The sequence below is a fragment of the Nonomuraea sp. NPDC054003 genome (assembly GCF_055585125.1).
In genome coordinates, this window is sequence record NZ_JBVJKR010000002.1 from 184706 (window position 1) to 201529 (window position 16824).

Genomic DNA, 16824 nt, shown 5'->3' on the forward strand with positions numbered 1-16824 from the left:
AGTGGACGACGGCCACGACAGGAACGGCGCCGCTGGCGAGCGGACCGAGACCCGATCCGGGACGCCGGGGCCGCAGGACGGTGGGGTGGGTCGGAGGGGGCGGCGGCAGGCTGGGGTGGCCGGGGTCGTGCTGGGGGCCGGGATCCTCGTGGTGGTGGGGCTGACGACGCCGTGGCAGGCGCTGCCGGGGGCGCCGGAGGTGGCCGCCGACCCGGCCGCGGACTTCACCGCCGGGCAGATCGCCCGCGCGCAGGCGTTCGACGCGGCCACCGGCGTGCCCGGCTACCTGTCGCTCGGCCTGACGCTGGTGTTCGCGGGACTGCTCGTCGCCACCCCGCTGGGCGCCAGAATCCTCGGGGTGCTGCGCGGGCCGTGGTGGGTGCGGGTCCTGCTGGGGGTGCTCGTGCTCACGGTCGTCGAGGAGGCGCTGCGCTGGCCGCTCGGCATCTGGTTCGAGACCGTGCTGCGCGACTACGGCCTCTCCACGCAGGACTGGGCGTCCTGGACGGGCGACCGGCTCAAGAGCATCGCCATCAACACGGCTCTGCTGGGTGTGATGGTCGTGGCGGTGGTGGCGCTGGCCCGGCGGTTCAGGCGCTGGTGGATCCCCGCCGCGGCAGGGGCGTTCGCGCTCACCGTGGCGGCCTCCTTCGTCTACCCGGTGGTGTTCGAGCCGGTGTTCAACGACTTCAGGTCCATGCCCGAAGGCCCGCTGCGGACGAACCTGCTGGCGATGGCCGAGCGCGACGGGGTGCCGGTGGAGGACGTGCTGGTGGCCGACGCCTCCCGCCGCACCACCGCGCTGAACGCCTACGTGTCCGGGTTCGGCGCCACCCGCCGCATCGTGGTCTACGACAACCTGCTCAAGGCCCCGCAGCCCGAGGTCGAGCTGGTGGTGGCGCACGAGCTGGGCCACGCGGGGGAGAACGACGTGCTCTACGGCACGCTCGTCGGCGCGCTGGGCGCGGCGCTCGGCGCGATCCTGCTGTTCCTGGTCTTCGGGCCGGTACGCCGGCGCGCCGGGGTCACGTCGATCGCCGACTGGCGCGCGGCGGGCGCGATCCTGGGGTTGATGACGCTGGCGACGTTCCTGTCCGGCCCCGCGCAGAACTTCGTCAGCCGCCACATCGAGGCCAGGGCCGACGCCCACGCCCTGAACCTGACGCGGGATCCGGTCACGTTCGCCGCGATGCAAAAACGCCTGGCAACAGCCAATATTTCCGACTTGTCGCCCGATGCAGTGGAATATGTGCTCTATGCCTCCCATCCCACGGCACCGGAACGGATCGCGATGGCCCGCTCCTGGGCGAAGCTGAACGGCGTCCCCGGCCCGTGACCCGAGTCGTCTTCGTCACCAACGACTTCCCGCCCCGCCCGGGCGGCATCCAGTCGTTCGTGCACGGCCTGGCCCAGCGCACCCCGGGCGCGGTCGTCTACGCCCCCGCCTGGCGCGGGTGCGCCGAGTTCGACCGCCGTCAGCCGTACCCCGTCGTCCGTCACCCCGGGCGGCTCATGCTGCCCGTCCCGTCCGTCGCCCGTACGGCGGCCGAGCTGGTGGCCGGGCACGGCGCGGACACCGTCGTGTTCGGCGCGGCGGCGCCGCTCGGCCTGCTCGCGCCGCGCCTGCGCGCGGCGGGCGCGCGGCGCGTGGTGATGCTCACCCACGGCCACGAGGCGTCGTGGGCGAGCGCGCCCGGCTTCCGCGCGGTGCTGCGCCGCATCGGCGCGCACGCCGACGTGGTCACCTACCTGGGCGAGTACACGCGCGCGCGGCTGGCCCGGGCCATCCCGCAGGACAAGCTGGTACGGCTCGCGCCCGGCGTCGACACCGGCTTGTTCCACCCGGGTGCGGCCAAGGCGGAGCTGGGGCTGGCGGGCAGGCCGGTGGTGGCGTGCGTGTCCAGGCTGGTGCCGCGCAAGGGCCAGGACCGGCTCATCAGGGCCTGGCCGGAGGTGCTCGGCGCGGTGCCCGACGCCGTGCTGCTCCTGGTCGGCGGCGGGCCGCACCGCCGCGCGCTGGAGAAGCTGGCCGGCGGGCACCCGTCGATCGTCTTCACCGGCACCGTCCCGGCCGCCGACCTGCCCGGCTACTACGCCGCCGCCGACGTCTTCGCCATGCCGTGCCGTACCCGATGGGGCGGGATCGACGTGGAGGGGCTCGGCATCGTGTTCCTGGAGGCGGCCGCGACCGGCCTGCCGGTCGTGGCCGGCCGCTCGGGCGGCGCGCCCGAGGCCGTACGCGACGGCGAGACCGGCCTCGTCGTCGACGGCGCGGACCCGGCCCCCGCGGCCCGCGCCGTCGTCGAGCTGCTGACCCGTCCCGAGCAGGCGCGGAAGATGGGCGAGACGGGCCGCGACTGGGTCGTCGGCGAGTGGTCCTGGGACCGGGTCGCCGCCCGCTTCCACGCCCTGCTCTGAGTCATCCCTTCGTCGAGCCGAGCGTCAGCCCGGCCACGAAATGCTTGTGCAGCAGCTGGAACACGATCAGCGTCGGCAGCGCCACCAGCACCGATCCGGCGGCCAGCAGGTTGTAGTCGGTGAAGAACTGGCCGCGCAGGTTGTTCAGCGCCGAGGTGACGGGCAGCTTGTCGCCCGACACCATGAGCACCAGCGCCCACAGGAAGTCGTTGTACATCCAGGTGAACTGCAGCGTGCCCAGCGCCGCCAGCACGGGCCTGCACAGCGGCAGCGTCAGCGTCCAGTAGCGGCGCCACAGGCTCGCCCCGTCGACCAGCGCCGCCTCGGAGATCTCCTCGGGGATCGTGCGCATGAAGTTCGCGATGACGAACACGCAGAACCCGAACTGGAACGCCACGTGGATCAGGATCAGCCCCAGGTACGAGTCGTACAGGGACTGCGAGTCCGACAGCCACGCGGGCAGCGGGATCAGCGTGTAGAGCGAGTACAGCGGGGTGATGAGGACCTGTGGCGGCAGCAGGTTGCCCGCGGTGAACACGATGAGCAGCGTCTTGCGGCCGGGGATGCGCGCCCGCGCGATGGCGAACGCCACGAACGAGGCCAGGAACAGCGTCAGCACCAGCGCCGGGATCACGATGATCAGCGTGTTCAGGTAGTAGCGGGGCAGCTCGGCCTGGCTCCACGCCTGCCCGTAGTAGTCGAGCGTGAGCTGCTCGGGCAGCGAGAAGTAGCCCAGGCGGGCGGTCTCGTCGTACGGGCGCAGCGACGCGTACACGGCCAGCAGGAGCGGCATCAGCCAGCCCAGGGCCACCACCGCCAGGAAGGCGTGCAGCAGCCAGCGCAGCGGCCGGGCCCCGCGCCGGGGCGGCGCCGCCGCCTCGCGTTCCGGGCTGGTGCCGACGGGCGCGGTCAGCGTCATCGTTCCTCCCTGAACAGCTGCGACAGGTAGGTGACGATGAACCCGAGCGAGATCACCAGCAGGATCACCGCGATGGCCGAGCCGAACCCGATCCGGCTGGCCTCGCCCACGATGTTCTCGGTGACCAGCACCGACAGCAGTTCGAGCCCGTTCCTGCCCTTGTTGATGGCGTAGACGATGTCGAACGCGCGCAGCGCCTCGATCACCGTGATCACCAGCACGATCACGTTGACCGGCCGCAGCGTCGGGAACACCACCCGGAAGAACGCCTGCCTCTCGTTGGCCCCGTCGATGGCGGCGGCCTCCTTGAGCGCCGGGTCCACCGCCTTCAGCCCGGCCAGGTAGATGATCATGACGTAGCCGACGTGCCGCCAGGCCGCCGCCACCATGACCACCCAGATGTTGATCGACCGGTCGCCGAGCCAGTCGGCCGACAGCCCGGTGACGGCGTTCAGCACGCCGTAGTCGTGCGAGTAGATGAGCTGGGCGATGAACCCGACCACCGCCAGCGACAGCACGACCGGCATGTACAGGGCGCTCTGGTAGAAGCGCGAGCCGCGCAGCCGCCGGTCCAGCAGCACCGCGCAGAACAGCCCGAACGGGGTCGCGACCAGCCCGAGGAAGACCAGCCAGAGGATGTTGTTGCGGACGGCCGACCAGAACGGCGGATACTCGCCGGCCAGGTCGGAGTAGTTCCGCCCGCCGATCCACTCGATCGGCCCGAAGCCGTTCCAGTCGGTGGCGGACAGGGCGACGGAGGCCAGCGTGGGCCCCCAGATGAGGCCCACGTTGACGATGACGGCCACCCCCACCCCGATGACCAGCACGGTCACGTCACGGGCGGAGTAGCGACGGGTCTTGACGGTCATCAGCGGAAGATGTTGGCCTTCTGCTGTTCGATGCTCGTGAGTAAGGAGTCGATCTCGGCGGGCTTGTCGACGAACGACTGCAGCGACGGGATCATCACCGTGGAGGCGAAGTCCGGCCGCGTGTCACGGTCGAGGAACTGGGCGATGTGCGAGGCCTGCGACACCAGTTCGGCGCCGCGCTTCTGCAGCGCGCTGTAGCCGCTGGTGTCGGCCTTGGAGCTGGCCGCGAGGGTGCCGGGGTCCAGCTCGGTGGCGATGTCCTGCGACGACGCCTGGGCGAGGTGCTTGACGAGCGCCTTGGCCCCGTCGACGTTCTTGGCCTTGGCGGAGACCATGTAGCCGTCGATGGGGGCGTCGATGGAGTCGGTGCCGTGGGTGGGGTTGATCTCCGGGAAGGTGAAGAAGTCCAGGTCGGCCAGGTCCTCCTCGGGGAACTGCTGGGCCACGAACATGCCGAGCAGGTACATGCCGCTCTTCTTCTGCACCAGCGACTGCGCGGCCTCCTGCCAGGTGCGGCCCAGCGACGCCGGCTGGTGATACTCCATCAGCCCGCGCCAGGTGTCGAACACCTGCTTGACCCGCGGGTCCGTCCACGACTCCTTGCCCGCCATGAGCGAGATGTGGAAGTCGTAGCCGTTCATCCGCATGTTGATGATGTCGAACGTGCCCATGGCGGGCCAGCCGTCCTTGTCGGCGAACGCGATCGGGACGAGGTCGTCGCCCTGCATCTTCTTGGCCAGCGCGGTCAGCTCGTCGAGCGTCTTGGGCGGCTCGTAGCCCTTCTCCTCCCACACGCTCTTGCGGTAGAAGACCGCCCACGGATAGTAGGTGAACGGGATGAAGTACTGCTTGCCGTCGACGCCGGTGGAGGCGTCCTTGAACGCCTGCGTGTAGTCGCCGCCGATCTCCTGCCACACGTCCGAGATGTCGGTGGCCAGGCCCTGCTCGGCGAAGAACTGCATCCGGTAGCCGGCGAACCAGGTGAACACGTCGTCGGGCGTGCCCCTGAGGTAGCGGTTGATGTTCTCCTGGAAGGTGTTGTGGTCGACGGTGTTGATCCGCACGCTCGCCTGGGTGAACTTCTCGATCACGGTGGCGAGCGACTTCTTCGGCACCTCGTCGGAGGCGTTGGATCCCAGGGTGACTGCGCCGAGGTTGCCGGAGGTGCTGCCGGGGCTCGGCTGTTCGGAGCCGCCGCAGCCTGCCAGCACGGCGGGCACGCCGAAGGCGGCGGCCGTGCCGAGCAGCAGATTGCGGCGGGAGATCGGCGGACGGTGGTCCATGGTGGTTCCTCCTTGGCCGGACCCTCAGATTCCCCCGAGTTCGATCACCCTTCATCGAAAAGCCAACTTTTCAAACTGTCAACGGACATATGCCAAAAGGCCGCCAGGGCGTCCTGGCGGCCTTCCGGGTGTTCGTGAGTTGCGGGAGTGGCGGTTGGGGGCTTGATCAGCCCTTCGGGGCGTACAGCGCCTCGATGTCGGCCTCGAAGTCGCGCATCACGACACCCCGCTTGACCTTGAGCGTCGGGGTCAGGTGACCGCTCTCCTCGGTGATGTCCGCGGCCAGCACGGTGAACTTCTTGATCTGCTCGGCCTTGGACACCATGCTGTTGGCCCGGTCGACCGCGCCCTGCACCTCGGCCAGCACGCGCGGGTCGGTGCGCAGCTCCGCGGCCGTGGCCGGGGCGTACGGCTCCAGCGCCTCGGGATCGAGGGTGACGAGCGCGCTGACGAACGGCCGCCCGTCGCCGATCACCATCGCCTGGGAGACGAGCGGGTGCGCGCGCAGCGCGTCCTCCAGCGGGCCGGGGGCGACGTTCTTGCCCGCGGCCGTCACCAGGATCTCCTTCTTGCGCCCGGTGATGCGCAGGTAGCCGTCGTCGTCCAGCTCGCCCACGTCGCCGGTGTGGAACCAGCCCTCGGCGTCGAGGACCTCGCCGGTGGCCCGGTCGTCGTTCCAGTAGCCGGTGAAGACGTTGCGTCCCCTGGCCAGGATCTCGCCGTCGTCGGCGACGCGCAGGGTGACGCCGGGCAGCGGCCGCCCCACGGTGCCGATCTTGTTGCCGCCCGGCAGGTTGACCGAGCACGGGGCGGACGTCTCGGTCAGGCCGTAGCCCTCGAACACCTCGATGCCGACGCCGCGGAAGAAGTGGCCCAGCCGGTCGCCCAGCGCCGACCCGCCCGACACCGCCGCCGACAGCCGCCCGCCCGTGGCCTCGCGGAGCTTGGCGTACACCAGCTTGTCGAAGACGGCGTGCTGGAGCCGCAGCCCGAGCCCGGCGCCACCGCCGGCGCGGGCCTTGCTCCAGGCGACCGCCACGTCGACGGCACGGGCGAAGATCTTGCCCTTGCCGCCCGCGATGGCCTTCTGCTCGGCGGCGTTGTAGACCTTCTCGAACACGCGCGGCACGCCCAGCAGGAACGTCGGCCGGAACTCCTGGAGGTCGGGCGCGACGTTCTTCATGTTGGGGGTGTGCGCCATGACCGCGCCCGCCTCCAGCAGCACGACCTGGATCATCCGCGCGAAGATGTGCGCCAGAGGCAGGAACAGCAGCGCGGCGGGAGCGCCGGTGAACAGCGGCCGCAGCGGCCCGCGCAGCACGTTCAGCGCGGTGAACAGCAGGTTGTCGTGGGTGATGAGGCAGCCCTTGGGCCTGCCCGTGGTGCCGGAGGTGTAGACGATCGTCGCCAGGTCGGACCCGTTCACCCGGGACCTGAGCTCCTCCAGGGCGGCGTCGTCCACGTCGCCGGGGGCGAGCGAGCCGTCCAGCGCGGCCTCCACCCGCCAGACGTCCTTCAGCCCGGGCGCCGCCTCGCGCACCGTGCGCTCGTGCGTGTCGAGCTCGGTGAAGGCGGCCTTGGCCCCGCTGTCGGAGATGATCCACCTGACCTGTTCGGCCGAGGAGGTCTCGTAGATCGGCACGGTGACCGCGCCGATCGTCCAGAGCGCGTAGTCGACGAGCGTCCACTCGTAGCGGGTGCGCGACATCAGCGCCACCCGGTCGCCGTGCCCGACGCCCGCCGCGGTGAGCCCCTTGGCCAGCGCGGCCACCTGGTCGCGGAACTCTCCCGCGGTGACCTTGGGCCAGCCGTCGCCGGTCTTGCGTGCCATGATCACCCGGTCGGGCTCGTCCCGGCCGCGTTGGAACACGGTGTCGGCCAGCGAGGCAGAGGCGGGGACATCCACCAGTACGGGGACGCTGTACTCGCGCACGGATCAACTCCTCCGGGTGCACGCTTCGGGTCGACCCGGACGTTACCGCGATATGTTACCTAGCGGTAGGTTTCGTCATCCAGGCGTTATGTGGAACGAATCATCACGCTAGCAGGCGTAACTCGTAGGATTTCGGCATGAGGGTCCATGTGGTCAGTGACGTACACGGCAGGGCCGACGCGCTGGCGACCGCGGGAGACGGCGCCGACGCGCTGATCTGTCTCGGTGATCTCATCCTGTTCATCGACTACGACGACCACGGCCAGGGCATCTTCGCCGATTTGTTCGGCGCCGAACGGGCCGGGGAGTTCATCGCCCTGCGCACCGCCAAGCGCTTCGACGAGGCCAGGGCGATGTCGGCCAAGCTGTGGGCGAGCCTCGACGGCGACCCCCGCGACCACATCGAGCGCCACGTGCGCGCCCAGTACGCCGAGCTGTTCGCCGCCATGCCCGCGCCGGCCTACCTGACCTACGGCAACGTGGACGTGCCCCGCCTGGGCGGCGACTACCTCAGGCCCGGCCACCGGGTGCTCGACGGGGAGACGGTGGAGATCGGCGGGCTGCGCTTCGGCTTCGTCGGCGGCGGGCTCAAGACCGACTACCGCACCCCCAACGAGATCAGCGACGAGGAGTTCGCCGCCAAGGTGGAGGCGATCGGCGAGGTGGACGTGCTGTGCTGCCACATCCCGCCCGCCGTGCCCGAGCTGCTCTACGACGTGGTGGCCCGGCGCTTCGAGCGGGGCAGCGAGGCCACGCTGGAGCTGATCAGGCGCACCCAGCCGCGTTACGCCCTGTTCGGGCACGTCCACCAGCCGCTCCACCGCCGCACCCGCATCGGCCGCACCGAGTGCGTCAACGTCGGCCACTTCAGGGGCAGGGGCGTGCCGTACGTCCTCGAGTGGTGACCCGGGCCGCTCCGCCGCTGAGGCGGGTTTCTGCACTACTTTGGTCCCATGGCTGATCGCACCAGTTCGAGTATCACCGTCGACGCCGACCGCGCCCGCGTGATGGCGGTCATCGCGGACCTTCCCTCGTACCCCGAATGGGCGGGTCAGGTCAAGAGCGCCGAGGTCCTCAGCAGCGGCCCCGACGGCAGGCCGGAGACCGTGCGGTTCGTGCTCGACGCCGGAGTGATCAGCGACACCTACACCCTCGCCTACACCTGGAACGGCGACGAGAGCGTCACCTGGCAGGTGTCCGAGCCCGGCAAGATGGTCTCCGAGCTCGACGGGCGTTACCTTCTGGCGGACACGGGCAAGGGAGTCGAGGTGACGTACGAGCTCGCCGTCGGCCTCGCCGTCCCCATGATCGGCATGATCAAGCGGAAGGCGGAGAAGGTGATCGTCGACACGGCGCTCAAGGGTCTCAAGAAGCGTGTCGAAGGTCGTTGAGGTGACTCCGCGCGTTCTGCTCTTCACCGGCAAGGGCGGCGTCGGCAAGACCACCGCCGCGGCCGCCACCGCCACCCTCGCGGCCCGGCGCGGGCTCAAGACGCTCATCGTCTCCACCGACACCGCCCACTCCCTGGCCGACGCGCTCGACGCCGAGCCCGGCGAGATCGCCCCCGGCCTCCACCTGCACCAGGTCGACACCCAGCGCACGCTCGAACGCCACTGGGGAGAGCTGCGGGAGTACGCCCGCGGCGTGCTCGTCGAGCTGGGCCTCGACGAGATCACCTCCGAGGAGATCACCGTCCTGCCCGGCGCCGAGGAGATCATCGCCCTGCTGGAGCTGCGCGAGCACGCCCGCGAGGGCCGCTGGGACGTCATCGTCGTCGACTGCGCGCCCACCGCCGAGACGCTGCGCCTGCTCGCCCTGCCCGAGGCGCTCGACTGGCACGTCAACCGGCTGCTGCCGGTCGGCCGCAGGCTCATGCGGCTGGCCGCCCCGCTGGTGCGCGGCGTGGCCAGGGTCAGCACGCCGGGCGAGGAGGTGATGAGCGCCGGCGAGCGCTTCCACCGCGGGCTGCTGGAGGTGCGCGAGCTGCTCACCGGCGACCACGCCTCGGTGCGCCTCGTGCTCACGCCGGAGGCGGTGGTGCTCGCCGAGGCCAGGCGCACCCTCACCTCGCTCAACCTGTACGGGTACCGCGTCGACGCGGTCATCGCCAACCGGATCTTCCCCGGCGAGGACGCCGACGAGTGGCGCGCCCGCTGGGTGGCCGCCCAGTCGCGGCTGCTGGCCGAGGCGGAGGAGTCGTTCGCGCCGCTGCCCGTGCACACCGTGCCCTACCTGCCCGCCGAGCCCGTCGGCCGGCACGCGCTCGCGGCCGTCGGCGAGGCGCTGTACGGCGAGTGCGACCCGTTCGCGCCGCCCTCGGTGGAGCCCCCGCTGCGGCTGTCGGCCGACGAGCTCACCCTGGCCCTGCCCGGGGCCGAACGGGGCGAGGTCGACCTGGCGCGCAAGGGCGACGAACTGATCATCACCGCGGGCCCGTACCGGCGCATCCTGGCCTTGCCCATGGCGCTGGCGCGAAGGAAGATCAGTGGGGCCGTGCTCCGCGACGGCCTGCTCCGGGTACGGTTCACCTCGGAGGCGGAAACCGACGAAGCGCACGGCCGGGACGGCACGTGAGCGAAGAGGGCGGACGCCGTACCGACCGGGAGGGTCCCATGACCGAGAACACTCGCAACACAGAGAACGACAGAGATCCCATCGGCGCCGTCGCCGAGGAGGCGCGCAAGCTCTTCGACAGCTTGCAGGGCCGCGCCACCCGGCATGTCGGGAAGTCCGTCTTCCACTCGTTCACCGGTGGCGGCGGACGATCCGAGAAGGACGTGTGGAGCGAGGCCGTCGCCGAGCCCGACGACGAGTACATCTGCCGCGCCTGCCCGGTCTGCCGGGCCATCGCCGCGCAGCGCGAGTCGGGCGCCGGCCGCGCCCCCGAGGGCACCGCCGACGTCGCCACCCACCTCGTGGCGGCCGGCGGCGAGCTGTTCGCGGCCTTCCGCGGCGCGCTCGACGTGCTCGGCAGCCGCCCCGAGCCGCGTCAGCGGGACGACAGGGGGCGCGACGACCGCGACAATGTGGAACACATAGACCTGGACTAGCTGAGGGGATGCGTCATGCTCACGATCGGTGTGGACATCGGCGGCACCAAGGTGGCAGCGGGCGTGGTGGACGACGACGGCGTGATCGTCGAGCAGACCCTCAGGCCCACCGACGCCGAACACCCCGATCTGGTCGCCGAGACCGTCGCCGCCTGCGTCCGCGAGCTGGGCGCCGGGCGGGAGATCGAGGCGGTGGGCATCGGCGCGGCCGGGTTCGTCGACGAGTCCCGCTCGGTCGTGCGCTTCGCGCCCAACCTGGCCTGGCGGGAGGAGCCGCTGCAGAAGCGGATCAGCGGCCTGGTCGGGCTGCCCGTCGTGGTGGAGAACGACGCCAACGCCATGGCCTGGGGAGAGTTCAGGTACGGCGCGGGGCGCGGCCAGTCGCACATCGTCTGCCTGACCATCGGCACCGGCATCGGCGGCGGCATCGTCCTCGACGGCGCCCTCTACCGCGGCCGCTGGGGGATGGGCGCCGAGCTGGGCCACACGCAGATGGTGCCCGGCGGGCGGCTGTGCGGCTGCGGCCTGCACGGCTGCTGGGAGCAGTACGCGAGCGGCAACGCGCTGGTCGTCGAGGCCAGGGAGATCGCCGCCGCGCACCCCGAACGGGCCGAGATCCTGCTCGGGCTGGCCGGCGGCAAGATCGACGGCGAGGAGGTGACCGAGGCGGCGCGCCAGGGCGACGATGCCTCGCTGTCCGCCTTCGCCGTCCTCGCCGACGGGCTCGGCCAGGGCATGGCCGATCTGGCCGCCGTGCTGGACCCCGGCTGCTTCATCCTCGGCGGCGGCGTGTCCAGGGCGGCCGACCTGTTCGTCGACCGCGCCAGGAAGGCCTTCGAGGAACGGCTGACCGGCAGGGGCCACCGGCCGGTGGCCGAGGTGCGGCTGGCCGAGCTCGGTCCCTCCGCCGGCCTGGTGGGCGCGGCCGACCTGGCCCGCCGGCGCTGAGCCGGTTGACCACCCTCAGGATCGGCACGTACAACCTGCGCGGGCTGCGGGACGACGTGCCCGCGCTGGTCCGCGTGATCAGCGCGATGGGCGCCGACCTGGTCTGCCTGCAGGAGGCTCCCCGGCTGGCCGGCTGGCGGGCCCGCTGCCGCGCGCTGGCGGCCCGTTGCGGCCTGCGCCTGGTCGCGGGTCAGGGCGTGGCCGGGGTGGCGGTGCTGGCCGCCCCCTGGGTGCGGCCGGTGCACGCGGAGAGCCGCCTGCTCCGGGTCTTCCTCGGCCTGGAGCCGCGCGGGCTGGCCATGGCCGTCGTGCGGGCGGGCCCGGCGCTCCTGGCCGTCGGCTCGGTCCACCTCGACCTCGACGGCCGGGCCAGGCTCCACCACGCCGCCGAGGCGGTGGCCCGCCTGCGCCGGATGGCGGCACCGTACGGCGCGCCCGTCGTGCTGGGCGGGGACGTGAACGAGAGCCCGCACCAGCCCGCCTGGCGCTACCTCGCAGGACAACTGACCGACTGCTACGCCGCCGCGCCCCGGGGCGACGGGCTGACCTTCAGCTCCAGGCGGCCCCTGCACCGCATCGACGGGCTGTTCGCCGCGCCCGGGATCCGGGTGGTGTCCTGCGGCGGCGTGGACGCCTCCGGCGCCGATCTGGCCGGTGCCACCGACCATCTGCCCGTCGTCGCCGAGGTCCGACTTGGAGAGTGAAGGGTGATCGGCGTCGCGCAACCCGTAGCATTTCCCTCATGACCCGTCGCTCTCGGCGGCGTGCGCTCACCATGATCCTGGCGGCCGTCCTGGCCGTACCCGGCCTCCCGACCGCCGCGCATGCCGATCCACGTCCACGCCCCGCCGCCAACGACGCGTGGCAGCGGACCACGAGCGTGCAGCTGCCGGTCGACGGGTCGCTCTCCGACGTGCTCGCGCTGTCGCCCGGCGACGTGTGGGCCGTCGGCCAGCAGCAGATCTGGGACGTGTGGAAGAACCGCGGCACCATCCGCCACTGGAACGGCGAGCGGTGGAGCGAGATCGGCATCCGCGACGCCACCGGCGCCGGCAACCTGCGGTCGGTTTCGGCGGCCAAGGCGGGCGAGGTGTGGGCGGTCGGCGACGGCCACGACGGGGTGCCCTACATCGCCCACGGCAACGTCGGCGGCTTCGACCGGATCAGGCCCCAGGGGCTGCGCAGCGGCGACTGGCTCGGCGGCGTCGAGGCGGGCGCCGACCGGGTCGTGGGCGTCGGCAGCCGCGGCAAGCACGCGCTCGTCGTCACCCGCGAAGACGGCGACTGGCTCGTCCGCGAGACCGGCGAGAAGGGCGCTCTCTACGCCGTCGACGGTGACTTCGCCGTCGGCGACACCGGCACCGGACCGTTGATCATGAAGCGGTCCGGCAGCTCGTGGAAGCGGGTGAAGACGCCGGCCATCGCCGGCGGCTACCTGCGCGACGTGCACACCGACAGCGCCAAGCGGGCGCTCGCCGTCGGCGGCGTCTACCACGGCCCCGGCGAGGTCGAGCCGCTCGCGCTCACGTGGAACGGCAAGCAGTGGCGGCGCCTGCCCGTCCCGACCGGCGCGGCCCGGCTCTACGGGGTGACCGGCGACGGCAAGGGCCACTACTGGATCTCCGGCTACGACCCCGGCCACGCCGCCGAGGCCTACATGCTGCGCTGCGGCAGGCGTTCCTGCGACGTCGTGCGGGGCAAGGCGGCCGACGGCAGGAGCAGCGTCCGCCTGCAGGCCGTCACCTACCTGGCGGGCAGCCAGGCGGTGTGGGCGGTCGGCCACGCCGTCGACGCCCAGGAGCGCTACACCGACGTGGTGGAGTCCTTCGGGCCGCGCGATCCGAAGAAGTCCTAGAGACGGGCGCCGTCGTCCCACCCGGAGTCGCCGCTGGGACCGTCGCCCATGCGCACCACCAGCGCCACGAACCCGCCGATGAACGCCGCCACCGCGGTGAACAGCGCCCAGCCCTCCATGTGCCAGTCGGCGATCGCGGCGATCAGGAGGTAGGCCGGACCGCCGAACAGCGCCACCCAGGCGAGCTTGGCCGGCAGGTCGAGCTTCGGCAGCGGGGGAGGAGGCGGCGGCACGTAGTGGTCGTCGTCCTCGTGGGGCTTCTCGTCATCGTCGTCGTCGGCGCCGTGCTCGTCGTCCTCGGCGAACTCCTCCGGCGGCCTGACCACCCGCCGCCCGGGCTCGACCGGGACGTTCTCGCTGTCCGGCCAGGGCTGATCGGCCGAGTCGCGCTCGGCGGTGTCGTTGAAGGACGCGACGATCTGCCGCCAGACCTCGTCCTCGTCACTCTGGGGCGTCACCTAGATGGGCCTCTCCACAGCGATCGCGACTTCCCCCTGGGTGCGATCAGTCCCTCTGCAAGGGTACCGAGGCATGGGTTCGGATGAAGTCGAGGCTCCCGGCAAAGATCCTGTCGGCATCGTTGTCCAGCGTCGCAACATGGTAACTATCGGCCAGCTCCTCGATCGTGGCCTGCGGGACCTTCTCACGGATGATGGCCACGGAGGCGGGTTTCACCACATGGTCGTCGGTGCTGTGGTAGACGAGCACCGGCTGCGTCAGCTTGTCCAGGTCGGCCTGCACCAGCGACCAGAGCTCGGGCAGCGACGCCGCCGCCTTCACCGGCGTGCGGCTGTAGCCCAGCTCGGTGACCCCCGGCTTCTTCACGTCGTTGGCCACGCCGGGCACCGACGGGACGAACCACTTGAGCAGCGGCGCCAGCTTCATCAGCCACACGTCGTTGGTGATCGACGGGTTGACCACCACCACGCCGCGCACGCCGTCGCCGTGCATCTCGGCCAGCCGCAGCGCCAGGCAGCCGCCCAGCGACAGCCCCGCGGTGAACACCTCGGCGCAGCGGCCCTGGAGGTCCTCGAACGCCTTCTCCACCTCGGCGTACCAGTCCTCCCAGCGGGTGCGGTTCATCTCCTGCCAGGTGGTGCCGTGACCGGGCTGCCGCGGCAGCGACACGGTGAGCCCGTGCGCGGCCAGATACTCGGCCCACGGGCGCAGCGACTGCGGCGTGCCGGTGAAGCCGTGGCACAGCAGCACGCCGATCGGACCTGCTCGGTGGTGATAGGGCTCGGCGCCTGGCATGAGCGGCATAACAGCTCCTCCATGCTTTTTCATCCCGGAACTGCCCGATCGTCGCACGATCCAGGGCATTTGTGCGAGAGCTGGTGTAGGAGCATCCACCGAGGGATGGGAAGATGACTACGCGTTGCCGACCGTCGCGTGAGGAAGAGGTGGCCGGGTGTTCTACTGGGTGGTCAAGGCCATCTTGGGGCCGATCCTCCACATCGTCTTCCGGCCGTGGGCCGAAGGCGTCGACAACGTGCCCAAGGAGGGGCCCGCGATCCTCGCCGGCAACCACCTCTCCTTCGCCGACCACTTCTTCGGCCCGCTCCACCTCCGCCGCAAGGTCATCAGCCTGGGCAAGTCCGACTACTTCACCGGGCGCGGCATCAAAGGCTTCTTCACCCGCATGTTCTTCAGCGGGGTCGGCACCGTCCCGATCGACCGCTCCGGCGGCAAGGCGAGCGAGGCGGCGCTCCGCACCGGTCTTCGCGTGCTGCGCGAGGGCCACCTGCTCGGGATCTACCCCGAGGGCACCCGCTCGCCCGACGGCCGCCTCTACAAGGGCAAGACCGGCGTGGCCAGGCTGGCGCTGGAGTCGCGGGCCCCGGTCATCCCGTGGGCCATGGTCAACACCTTCGAGATGATGCCGCCGGGCCGCCCGCTGCCGAAGTTCGGCATCCGGCCCGAGGTACGGTTCGGCAAGCCGCTCGACTTCTCCCGTTACTACGGCATGGAGGACGACCGGCTGGTGCTCCGCGCGGTGACGGACGAGATCATGTACGCCCTGATGGAGCTGTCGGGGCAGGAGTACGTCGACAAGTACGCCGCCAGCGCCAGGGTCGAGATGGAGCGCGCGGCCAGGGCCGCGGCCAAGGGCGAATGACCCCGGCTCCCGCCTGTCAGGGCAGGTGGGCGACGATCTGCCGGATGTGCTCGGGAGTCGTACGGCAGCAGCCGCCGATCAGTGAGGCCCCCGCCGCCTGCCACTCCTTGGCCGCCTGACCGTACTCGATCGGGTCGGCCAGGCCGCGCCAGCGGCGGGCGGCGGCGTCCCAGGTCTCGCCGGAGTTCGGGTAGACCACGATGGGCAGGCCGCCGCGGAGCGCGGCGATGAGGCCGGGGATGTGCCGCGGGGCGGTGCAGTTGGCGCCGACGGCCACCACCTGCGGGTTGCCGGCGAACAGGGCCGCGGCCTCGGTGATCGGGGTGCCGTCGCTGATGTGGGCGGCGTCGCGGCAGGAGAAGCTCACCCACACCTTGACCGACGGCGTCTCGGCCAGCAACCTGGCCAGCGCCCGCGCCTCCGCGAACGACGGGATGGTCTCGCAGGCGAGCATGTCGGCCTCCGAGGAGGCGAGGATCTCCCAGCGAGGGCGGTGCCAGGCCAGCAGGGCGTCTTCGTCGATGCCGTAGTCGCCGGTGTATTCGGCGCCGTTGGCGAGGTAGGCGCCGTAGGGGCCGATCGAGGCGGCGACGAGCCCGTGGCCCGCCTCGTCGCGGGCCTGCGCGGCCACCTCCACCGACGCGCGGATCAGGCGCTCGGCCTGGCCGCGGTCGAGGCCCCTGCGCACGAAGCCGGGGACGGACGCCTGGTAGCTGGCGGTCGTGGCCACGTCGGCGCCGGCCGCGAAGTAGGCGGCGTGCGCCTGGCGGATCAGGCCGGGGTCGTCGAGGAGCAGGCGCGCCGTCCAGAGCTCGTCGCCGAGGTCGGCGCCGAGCGCACTGAGCTGGGTGGAGAGCCCACCGTCCAGAACCATCGTGGTCACCCGTCCAGAATATGGTCCGGACGGGGTTGTCCGGCCCCTCAGGCATGCGTTTTCCCGGGACCGTCATCCGCTCGTTTGTCAGCCGTCCCAGAGGAGACCCCGCCCCCGGGTGGGAGGAATCGGACCCCGCAGGACACCCTCCCCGCAGGGCGTACGAAGAGGCGAAAGGCCTGCTGAAGCCGGTGTAATACCGCAGCAAGCGTTCTCCCGACATCCAGGGTCTGGAGGATGTCAAGACTGTGAGAAATCACCCCAAACAAAGCCCTTCGGCGCGTCGCCGCGCAACACGGCGAGGCTCTCCGGCGGGGGGCGCCGTCCGGCCGCGTGGCTTTATGGCGCTGCGCGCTGTCCGGCCGCGTGGCTTTACGGCGCTGCGCGCCGTCCGGGGCCCCGCGCGGCTCTCGGGTTTGGCCGGGTTTCCGGCGGAGCGCGTCGTCGGGCGGCGCCGCTCGGCTCTCGGGTTTGGCCGGGTTTCCGGCGGAGCGCGTCGTCGGGCGGCGCCGCTCGGCTCTCGGGTTTGGCCGGGTTTCCGGCGGAGCGCGTCGTC

Annotated in this window: 17 protein-coding genes; 10 read left to right on the forward strand and 7 right to left on the reverse strand. The window is 71.5% G+C overall.

Annotation, left to right across the window (positions count from 1 at the left end; genetic code table 11):
* Position 1: 1 nt before the first annotated feature.
* Together ACZ6YG_RS05045 and ACZ6YG_RS05050 are read left to right on the forward strand one after the other, a co-directional pair.
* Positions 2–1336 (forward strand): M48 family metallopeptidase, encoded by a 1335-nt coding sequence (locus tag ACZ6YG_RS05045; RefSeq protein ID WP_466017262.1) that lies wholly within the window; start codon positions 2–4, stop codon positions 1334–1336.
* Positions 1333–2418 carry a glycosyltransferase family 4 protein gene (locus ACZ6YG_RS05050; RefSeq protein WP_364227014.1) on the forward strand — a complete coding sequence of 362 codons (1086 nt, stop codon included), beginning with the start codon at positions 1333–1335 and terminating at the stop codon, positions 2416–2418. Before ACZ6YG_RS05045 ends, ACZ6YG_RS05050 begins: the two co-directional genes overlap by 4 nt.
* 1 nt (position 2419) lies before the next feature.
* Here ACZ6YG_RS05050 and ACZ6YG_RS05055 read toward each other — a convergent pair whose 3' ends face one another.
* The 4 genes from ACZ6YG_RS05055 to ACZ6YG_RS05070 all read right to left on the reverse strand — a co-directional run bounded on the left by ACZ6YG_RS05055 (position 2420) and on the right by ACZ6YG_RS05070 (position 7422).
* Positions 2420–3337, reverse strand: a complete 918-nt coding sequence (locus tag ACZ6YG_RS05055; RefSeq protein ID WP_271275369.1) for a carbohydrate ABC transporter permease — start codon at positions 3335–3337, stop codon at positions 2420–2422.
* A complete protein-coding gene (locus tag ACZ6YG_RS05060; protein WP_466017263.1) occupies positions 3334–4206 on the reverse strand; it encodes a carbohydrate ABC transporter permease in 873 nt (290 codons plus the stop codon). Before ACZ6YG_RS05060 ends, ACZ6YG_RS05055 begins: the two co-directional genes overlap by 4 nt.
* Complete coding sequence (locus ACZ6YG_RS05065; protein ID WP_148032787.1) at positions 4206–5489, reverse strand: ABC transporter substrate-binding protein; 1284 nt, start codon at positions 5487–5489, stop codon at positions 4206–4208. Before ACZ6YG_RS05065 ends, ACZ6YG_RS05060 begins: the two co-directional genes overlap by 1 nt.
* A 166-nt stretch (positions 5490–5655) precedes the next feature.
* Positions 5656–7422 (reverse strand): AMP-dependent synthetase/ligase, encoded by a 1767-nt coding sequence (locus ACZ6YG_RS05070; RefSeq protein ID WP_466017264.1) that lies wholly within the window; start codon positions 7420–7422, stop codon positions 5656–5658.
* Positions 7423–7559: 137 nt separating this feature from the next.
* Between ACZ6YG_RS05070 and ACZ6YG_RS05075 the strand changes: the two genes are divergently transcribed.
* From ACZ6YG_RS05075 to ACZ6YG_RS05105, 7 genes are read left to right on the forward strand one after another with little or no spacing between them, the layout of a single operon-like run.
* A complete protein-coding gene (locus ACZ6YG_RS05075; RefSeq protein ID WP_466017265.1) occupies positions 7560–8327 on the forward strand; it encodes a metallophosphoesterase family protein in 768 nt (255 codons plus the stop codon).
* A 48-nt stretch (positions 8328–8375) separates the two neighbouring features.
* The gene (locus ACZ6YG_RS05080; protein WP_148032784.1) at positions 8376–8813 is read left to right on the forward strand and encodes an SRPBCC family protein; all 438 of its coding nucleotides are present in this window, start codon (positions 8376–8378) and stop codon (positions 8811–8813) included.
* A gap of 1 nt (position 8814) precedes the next feature.
* A complete protein-coding gene (locus tag ACZ6YG_RS05085; RefSeq protein ID WP_219544654.1) occupies positions 8815–9996 on the forward strand; it encodes an ArsA family ATPase in 1182 nt (393 codons plus the stop codon).
* A 38-nt stretch (positions 9997–10034) separates the two neighbouring features.
* Positions 10035–10472 (forward strand): hypothetical protein, encoded by a 438-nt coding sequence (locus ACZ6YG_RS05090; RefSeq protein ID WP_148032782.1) that lies wholly within the window; start codon positions 10035–10037, stop codon positions 10470–10472.
* A 15-nt stretch (positions 10473–10487) separates the two neighbouring features.
* Positions 10488–11420 (forward strand): ROK family glucokinase, encoded by a 933-nt coding sequence (locus ACZ6YG_RS05095; protein WP_148032781.1) that lies wholly within the window; start codon positions 10488–10490, stop codon positions 11418–11420.
* 5 nt (positions 11421–11425) lie between these two features.
* Complete coding sequence (locus tag ACZ6YG_RS05100) at positions 11426–12124, forward strand: endonuclease/exonuclease/phosphatase family protein (RefSeq protein WP_148032780.1); 699 nt, start codon at positions 11426–11428, stop codon at positions 12122–12124.
* Positions 12125–12162: 38 nt separating this feature from the next.
* Positions 12163–13275, forward strand: coding sequence for a ligand-binding sensor domain-containing protein (locus ACZ6YG_RS05105; protein ID WP_261808681.1), 1113 nt, complete (start codon positions 12163–12165; stop codon positions 13273–13275).
* Here the strand turns inward: ACZ6YG_RS05105 and ACZ6YG_RS05110 are convergent.
* Together ACZ6YG_RS05110 and ACZ6YG_RS05115 are read right to left on the reverse strand one after the other, a co-directional pair.
* The gene (locus ACZ6YG_RS05110) at positions 13272–13733 is read right to left on the reverse strand and encodes a hypothetical protein (RefSeq protein WP_148032779.1); all 462 of its coding nucleotides are present in this window, start codon (positions 13731–13733) and stop codon (positions 13272–13274) included. The two genes, ACZ6YG_RS05105 and ACZ6YG_RS05110, sit on opposite strands and share 4 nt — an antisense overlap.
* Before the next feature lie 46 nt (positions 13734–13779).
* Positions 13780–14538: an alpha/beta hydrolase gene (locus ACZ6YG_RS05115; protein WP_219544651.1), complete on the reverse strand. Its 759-nt coding sequence runs from the start codon at positions 14536–14538 to the stop codon at positions 13780–13782.
* 148 nt (positions 14539–14686) lie between these two features.
* Between ACZ6YG_RS05115 and ACZ6YG_RS05120 the strand changes: the two genes are divergently transcribed.
* A complete protein-coding gene (locus ACZ6YG_RS05120; protein ID WP_148032777.1) occupies positions 14687–15394 on the forward strand; it encodes a lysophospholipid acyltransferase family protein in 708 nt (235 codons plus the stop codon).
* A 16-nt stretch (positions 15395–15410) separates the two neighbouring features.
* Here ACZ6YG_RS05120 and mmuM read toward each other — a convergent pair whose 3' ends face one another.
* Entirely contained in the window at positions 15411–16268 is an 858-nt protein-coding gene (gene mmuM / locus ACZ6YG_RS05125; protein WP_148034751.1) for a homocysteine S-methyltransferase, read from the reverse strand.
* Positions 16269–16824: the final 556 nt, after the last annotated feature.